The organism is Campylobacter anatolicus (genome assembly GCF_018145655.1).
GTDB lineage: Bacteria > Campylobacterota > Campylobacteria > Campylobacterales > Campylobacteraceae > Campylobacter_A > Campylobacter_A anatolicus.
This window is the reverse complement of record NZ_JAGSSY010000005.1, coordinates 71545-78163: the sequence shown is the minus strand read 5'-3', so window position 1 is coordinate 78163 and position 6619 is coordinate 71545. Positions and strand designations below refer to the sequence as shown.

Annotated in this window: 11 protein-coding genes and 1 pseudogene; 9 read left to right on the top strand and 3 right to left on the bottom strand. The window is 37.2% G+C overall.

From position 1 onward, the window contains the following. The first annotated feature begins 13 nt into the window (after nucleotides 1–13). From KDE13_RS09610 to KDE13_RS08310, 3 genes are read left to right on the top strand one after another with little or no spacing between them, the layout of a single operon-like run. The gene (locus KDE13_RS09610; protein WP_267873713.1) at nucleotides 14–100 is read left to right on the top strand and encodes a phage major tail tube protein; all 87 of its coding nucleotides are present in this window, start codon (nucleotides 14–16) and stop codon (nucleotides 98–100) included. 21 nt (nucleotides 101–121) lie between these two features. Beyond that, entirely contained in the window at nucleotides 122–391 is a 270-nt protein-coding gene (locus tag KDE13_RS08315) for a phage tail assembly protein (protein ID WP_212142513.1), read from the top strand. Then, complete coding sequence (locus KDE13_RS08310; RefSeq protein WP_212142512.1) at nucleotides 391–528, top strand: hypothetical protein; 138 nt, start codon at nucleotides 391–393, stop codon at nucleotides 526–528. Before KDE13_RS08315 ends, KDE13_RS08310 begins: the two co-directional genes overlap by 1 nt. Here the strand turns inward: KDE13_RS08310 and KDE13_RS08305 are convergent. After that, nucleotides 521–697, bottom strand: coding sequence for a hypothetical protein (locus KDE13_RS08305; RefSeq protein WP_212142511.1), 177 nt, complete (start codon nucleotides 695–697; stop codon nucleotides 521–523). The two genes, KDE13_RS08310 and KDE13_RS08305, sit on opposite strands and share 8 nt — an antisense overlap. Before the next feature lie 52 nt (nucleotides 698–749). Here KDE13_RS08305 and KDE13_RS08300 point away from each other — a divergent pair, with 52 nt between their 5' ends. From KDE13_RS08300 to KDE13_RS08275, 6 genes and pseudogenes are all read left to right on the top strand, one after another. Beyond that, complete coding sequence (locus KDE13_RS08300; protein WP_212143500.1) at nucleotides 750–2996, top strand: phage tail tape measure protein; 2247 nt, start codon at nucleotides 750–752, stop codon at nucleotides 2994–2996. Between the two features lie 116 nt (nucleotides 2997–3112). Continuing rightward, nucleotides 3113–3484, top strand: coding sequence for a phage tail protein (locus KDE13_RS08295; RefSeq protein WP_212143498.1), 372 nt, complete (start codon nucleotides 3113–3115; stop codon nucleotides 3482–3484). Then, nucleotides 3477–3617: a hypothetical protein gene (locus KDE13_RS08290; protein WP_212139764.1), complete on the top strand. Its 141-nt coding sequence runs from the start codon at nucleotides 3477–3479 to the stop codon at nucleotides 3615–3617. Before KDE13_RS08295 ends, KDE13_RS08290 begins: the two co-directional genes overlap by 8 nt. After that, on the top strand, nucleotides 3614–3805 hold the full coding sequence (locus tag KDE13_RS08285; protein WP_212143497.1) for a tail protein X: 192 nt from the start codon (nucleotides 3614–3616) through the stop codon (nucleotides 3803–3805). Before KDE13_RS08290 ends, KDE13_RS08285 begins: the two co-directional genes overlap by 4 nt. After that, the gene (locus tag KDE13_RS08280) at nucleotides 3799–4770 is read left to right on the top strand and encodes a phage late control D family protein (protein WP_212143495.1); all 972 of its coding nucleotides are present in this window, start codon (nucleotides 3799–3801) and stop codon (nucleotides 4768–4770) included. The genes KDE13_RS08285 and KDE13_RS08280 overlap by 7 nt, the downstream gene beginning before the upstream one ends. 69 nt (nucleotides 4771–4839) lie before the next feature. Beyond that, nucleotides 4840–5175, top strand: a pseudogene (locus KDE13_RS08275) (DNA adenine methylase); the annotation flags it as partial. Nucleotides 5176–5270: 95 nt separating this feature from the next. On the opposite strand, the gene prfA reads toward KDE13_RS08275, so the two are convergent. Both prfA and rpsT read right to left on the bottom strand, forming a co-directional pair. Continuing rightward, nucleotides 5271–6338 (bottom strand): peptide chain release factor 1, encoded by a 1068-nt coding sequence (gene prfA, locus KDE13_RS08270; RefSeq protein WP_212142343.1) that lies wholly within the window; start codon nucleotides 6336–6338, stop codon nucleotides 5271–5273. Between the two features lie 9 nt (nucleotides 6339–6347). Next, the gene (rpsT, locus tag KDE13_RS08265; protein WP_212139680.1) at nucleotides 6348–6617 is read right to left on the bottom strand and encodes a 30S ribosomal protein S20; all 270 of its coding nucleotides are present in this window, start codon (nucleotides 6615–6617) and stop codon (nucleotides 6348–6350) included. Between the last annotated feature and the right edge of the window lie 2 nt (nucleotides 6618–6619).

Here is a 6619-nt window from a genome sequence, read left to right as displayed (position 1 = left end):
AGGCAAAATACCTATGGTGCTGTTTGACGTAGAAAACATGATATGTCTAATAGGTGGAGTGGATTATCTAGGAAAAGTTAGAAGTAATCTAGGCGAATAATAAAATTTGAAAGGATAAGAGATGAAAAAAGCAAAAGTAGAGAATAATAACATCGTAGAAGAAAACGGTGAAAAATACACTATCATAAAACTAGACGGCGATAAAGAGCTAAAAATAAGACATCCAAAGGGTCGTGATCTAAGGTTTGCAATGAGCGGTGGTGGAAGCGATAGCGATATAATCTTTAAAATGGCTTCAAATTTAACATGCCTAAGCGAAGCTGAGCTTGATGATATGCCTGCTCGCGAATGCAGCGAAATATTAAAGGAGGTTTCTCGTTTTTTAGGATAGTGCCCACTTATGAGGGCGTTGGCTTGATAGCACACGTGCTAGGCTTTTCTTTTAGTGAAATAATGGATTTTTCTTTAGATGAATATCAAAAGTTTTTAAAGATAGCGGGTGAAATTTTAAAGATAAAAGCTACTTAAATGCCTTGCTTTTTATGTACTCTAAGGTTTTATTCGCCGTATTTAAGGCAAATCCTAACGCACCGATAAAGATAGCTAAAAAACCAAGTCCTAAAACGACATATAGAGCCGTCGGTATAAAATAAAAGAGCAAGAAAAGAGAAGTAAAAATAGTCATAAAAGCTAACATTTAAAACCTTTGTGCGTTTTTATAAGCTGATTATATTACAAAAGGGATATAAATGCAAGAAGAGAGTATAGGCATAAGTATAGGATTGGCGGTTAGAGGATTAAGTAAGATAAAAAGCCTTCGTAAAAGCTTTACAAATGCTACAGACGGCATAAAAGAGACCTATAATGTTATAAAGAAATTAGATAGCGTCAAGCTTGATAGTCTCCGGCAAAACATCCGTGCTAGCCTAAAAAACACGCTAAGCGAACTTGCAACCGTAAATAATGCTCTAGCTAGCGGCATGTTTGGCACGACCGTTAAATTTGCCATAGACGATGAAGCCGCTTTTGCCAATGTTAAAAAATACGTAGATGATAGTGAAGAAAATTTGCTTGCCTTAAAAAATGAGATGCGAAAGGCATCAAACGAGCTTGGTGAGAGTTTTGCAAATATAGCAAACATAGCAAGCGGAGGCGGTAAAATAAATTTAAAAGGAAAGGAGCTAATAGAATACACAAAGCTATTAGCTACCGGTTCGGTTGCGTTTGAAATGAGTGCACAGGAACTCTTGACTGCTAGTAATAATATGAAAGTGGGTTTTAAAATAGATAATATAAACAAGATGACTGAGTTGTTTGATGCCGTAAATTTGCTTGATAATAAGGTAACAAACGCAAATGCAAGTGATATTTTTACCGCATCGTCGCTTACCGCCGCAAATGCAAACCTAATAGGACTAAATGAAAAGGCGGCATCCGCGATAGCTGCTACTATGCTAAGTACCGGTAAGGCTAGCTCGGTCGTGGGAACATCGCTAAATGCTTTATACTCAGGACTATCGATGGCTGATAAAAAGGGTGAGAGCTTTCAAAAGGCATTAAATACGATTGGACTTGATGCAAAATATTTAAAGACGGCTCTACAAAAAGATGCGGCAGGTGCTATTGCTCTTTTTATAGAGAGAATTTCGCAAGCTCCTAAACATATGCAAGCAGGTCTTTTATATGACCTTGTGGGCGGAAATTTTAGCGATGAACTAGCCGGACTTGTTACAAACGTAGATGATCTTAAAAAGAATATGGCGTTAGCCTTTTCGGATGAAGCTACGGGCAGCTTAAAAAAAGAGTTGCAAGTAAAACTTGACACTACAAAATCAGGCATAGAAAGACTTACTCAGTCATGGCGAAACTTAGGCTCTATAATGGGCGAAGTATTTTTGCCGCTAGCCAATACGCTAGCTAACACATTATCAAGACTAGGAAATTTTATAACCGATATGAGTATAAAATTTCCATCTCTTACTACGGGTCTTAGTTATGCCGTAGCAGGCTTTATGATTTTTAAGCCGCTTTTATTGCTTACAAAAATAGCAGCTCTAGCAACGGCGGACGGATTTATAAGCATGGCAAAGGCTCTAAAATGGCTAAATCCACTCACTATGGTAGCAAGAACAAGGTCGTTAGCTCATGCGTTAGCCTTAAAATATCAAGCCTTTAGCGTATGGCTGGTAGGTGCAAGGCTAAAAACGGCACTAACGCTTAGTATCGCATGGACGGCGACTACAAAGACAGCAACTGCAGTTTCGATCGGATTTAGCAAAGCTTTAGGATTTTTACATACCGGTTTCTTGAGAACCATAAAAGGTATTGGTATGATGAAACTAGCGCTTATTAGCACCGGTATCGGCACTTTAGTCGTAGGTATAGGCATGGCGGCATCTTGGCTCATTAAAAATTGGGATAAGGTAAAAGCGTTTTTTAGCTCTATTTGGGATAATGTTGCACCATACTGGCAAGCCACGACACAATTTTTTAGCGATCTTTGGAGTGATATTAGCAACTTTATAAGCTTTGTTTTTGATCCGGTAATTAAGTGGTGGAACTCACTATTTGGCGGATTTTTTGATTGGGTGAGTGATAAGTTTGGCTGGATAAGTGAGATTGTATCAAGCATAGGTGACTTAATAGGTAAAGCTACTAGCTGGGCTGGTGATAAGCTAGGTATAGGTGATAGCAAAGAGAGTAGTTGGTATAACCCCATTAGCTGGTTTAATGATGAGACGCAAAAAGATGGTGAAAAAGCACCGGCTTTGAGTGATAGATTTAATACGACTTCTCCGAGCATGGCTAAAAGTGCACTAGCAATGACTACAAACGGAGCCACAATAAATGTAAATTTTAGTGGCGACTTTAATATCGCAACAAATAACGGCAAATTTGATATGGCTGAGTTTGAGCGAGCTTTGGTAGCTAGTGTAAAAAGAGCCTTAAGGACTGATGAGATGAATGCTAAAAATAGAAGCATTATAGGACAATAAACGTTGTTTGCTACTTGTAAATTCAAAGCGTAGCACCGCTTGTAGTCACTATGCGACATACTTTGGTTTTTGCTAAGGCTTAAACGTAAAGCAATTTGTATTATAAAGGATTATTCATGGTCTTATCATTAGGCGGATTTAAATTTAATTGGAAGCAGACTGATGGCATAAGCCGTGAGAGTGAGTTTGGTATAAGCTCAAGCGATAGGATAGGAAACTATCCTGCATTATTTCGTGCAAATTTAGGAAGTGAGAGCATAAAGATAGACGGACATACCTTGCCGTATAGCGGAGATAAGCAAGATGCATTAAAAGAGCTTTACACTCTAGCTAAGGCAGGTATTAGCTATCCGCTAGTAACAGGTTATGGCAAATATCTAGGAAAATTTGTAATCGTAAAGATAAGTGAAAGCCAAGCTGTTTTTACTGACAATGGACTATTTTTTACGCAAGGGTTTAGCTTGGAGCTTAAAAGGGATTATGAGTAAAGGCATTTATAGGATGACCGCTGCTGGTCGTCTGCGTCTGAACGAAAAACCCGAGTATGTCGCACTGAGACTACGAGCGGTACTAAGCTTTGAATTTAGCTCGCCAATAGCGAGCAGTAAAGGACTTATATGAAAATTTACATAGCTAAAGATAATGAAAGACTTGATACTATCGTCTATAAACACTACGGCACATTAGCAAATTTCACTGAAATTTTAGCTTTTAATAGCTATCTAAATACTATTTTAAAAGCAGGCGATAAGGTGTTTTTACCTGAAATAAAAGCAAAAGCGAGAAAAAGCGAGAAAACGTTATGGTAAAAAAACCAAATTTCAAGCTTTTAGCTAAAGGTAACGACATCACCGCCAAAATAAAATCAAATTTAATAAGCCTAAACTATGAAGATAAAGAGGGAAGCGAAAGTGATGAGATAAGCTTTGTTGTTAATGGAATTTATGCAAAACCTATATTTGGAGATCAGCTGGAGCTTTGGTTGGGATATGGTGATAATCTATTTCATTGCGGTAAATTTAGCGTCCAAACAACTACACGTGATTACAAAGCCAATACAACAGAAGTAAGAGCAACAGCTGTAAATTTTGCAAGTCCAGGGAAGATAGCTAAACGTAGAAGCTGGGAGAATACTAGCCTTTTTAGCATAGCTTCAAAAATAGCCAATGAAAACAAACTAAGCATAAAAACAAGCACAAACGATCAACCCATAGCTTCAACCTTGCAAAACGATATTAACGATCTTGACTTTTTATATGGGCTTTGCTTTGAGTATGGCTATATTATGAAAGTAGCAAATAACACAATCATAATCACAGCAAAAGACGCCAAAGGCGATGAGAGCCAAACATCAAACACGCCTAAAAATGAAAATTTACCAAGCTTTAAGATAGCTCTGACCGATTGTAAAAGCTTATCAGTCACTGAAGCAAACCGAAATAGCTACTCAGCCGTAATTGTGCAGTGGCATGATTTAAAAGATGGCAAAGATAAACAGACTAAAATTGGAAACGGAGAGCAAACCTATAAACTCACAATCCCTGAACCAAAGAGCGACAATGAAGCTTTTAAAAAAGGTGAAGCAAAGCTAAATGAACTACAAAGGGGTGGGATAAATGGAAATTTAAGCTGTGCCGGCAGAGAATTAAGAGCGGGCGGAAAACTAAAAGTAATAGGCGTAGCAGGGCTTGAGAATAACAAGTTTAGCATTAAAAGTGTATCGCATAACCTAAGCACTACAAGCTATATGATTAATGTGGAGTTTGATGGATAAAATTCCCATTTTTTACATTAAGGTGAAAAATGAGAAAAATTTTTTACGAAAAATGTGAGAAAGGTTACAAACTATCATATTTTAAATACAATCGCACTTTATGATAAATTTATACCAAAAGGCAAAACTGGACTAAGGGATTATACTCGTTCAAAATACTGTCAAAAATCACTTGTAAAATCAGAGTTTGAAAACCTTGTAAAAAATGCAAAATTTAAATATATCTTTTTAAGTTATAATAATGAAGGATTAATGAGTGAGAGTGATATAAGGGGAATTTTGCAAAGATATGGTAAGTATGATCTAGTTAAAAAAGAGTATCAACGATTTAAGGCCGATAAAACACAAAATAGAAATCATAAGGCTTTAAATACCACTGAATTTTTACATATTTTAGAGAAATAATCTCTAAAATTTTTATTAAAAATTTATCTTAACCAATCAAAATATAACAATATAATTTTAAGTAAAAAAATCATAGAATTTTCTAAATTTATAGTCTAAAGCCCAGCTTCAAGTAGTGCTTCTGTTTGATGATAAGCAATAAGCGGGTCTATAATCTCATCAAAAAGTCCGCCAGCCATTATCGCATCAAGTCGATAAAGTGTTAAATTTATTCTGTGGTCACTTATGCGATTTTGTGGAAAGTTATATGTGCGTATCCGCCCACTGCGATCACCTGTGCCGACCTGGCTCTTACGATCACTCATCTCTTTTGCTAAACGCTCCTGCTCTTGCATCTCGTATAGCCGTGCTTTTAGCACTTTCATGGCAGCTTCTTTATTTTTATGTTGGCTTTTGCCATCTTGGTTAGTTACCACGATTCCAGTTGGTATGTGTGTGATACGTACGGCACTATCAGTGGTATTTACCGACTGTCCGCCGTGTCCTGAACTACGCATAACATCTATCCGCAAATCATTTGGATTTATCTCTATCTGGCTATCTTCAATCTCAGGCATAATGGCAACTGTAACCGCAGAGGTATGTACACGCCCCTGACTCTCGGTCTCTGGCACACGTTGCACACGGTGAGTGCCACCTTCATATTTTAACCTTGAGTATGCACCAGCTCCTTTTATAAGCAAGATAATCTCCTTAAACCCACCAGCACTACCTTCGCTTTGACTAACTATCTCAAATTTATAGCCACGAATCTCAGCATAGCGGATATAGGCATTAAAAAGATCACCTACAAATAGTGCCGCTTCATCGCCACCTGTACCAGCACGAATCTCAAGAAAGATATTTTTATCGTCGTTTGGATCTTTTGGTAGGAGTAGGATTTTTATCTCATCTTCAAGCTCATCTTTACGAATCTGAGCCGCTTTTAGCTCATCTTTTGCAAGTTCGCCAAGCTCTGCATCATCCAATAAAGCCTTGTTTTCTTCTATATCATTTAGTGTTTGTAGATACTCACTTGCCGCATTTTTGATAGGCTCTATAGATGATTGCTCTTTTGAAAGTTTAGTTATCTTTTCTATATCATTTATAATATTTGGATCGCTTAAAAGTGCAGAAATTTCATTATAACGAACCAAAAAAGGCTGGAGTTTGTCGGCAAGCATTTAAAAATTTTATGCAACTTTTAGAGTGTTTACAAGCTGAGCTAGACGACTAACACGGCGAGCCGCAGTTTGCTTTTTCATAAAGCCTTTACTTACAAAGCTATGAATACTTTTGTTTGCAATTTTTAATGCCTCAGTAGCGACATTTAGGTCTTTTGACTCAACGGCTACACGCACAGCTTTTGTTATATTTTTAAGTCTTGTGCGGTAAAACCTGTTTCTCTCTGTTCTTTTTATAGTTTGTCTTGCTCTTTTTTCAGCAGATTTATGATTTGCCATAA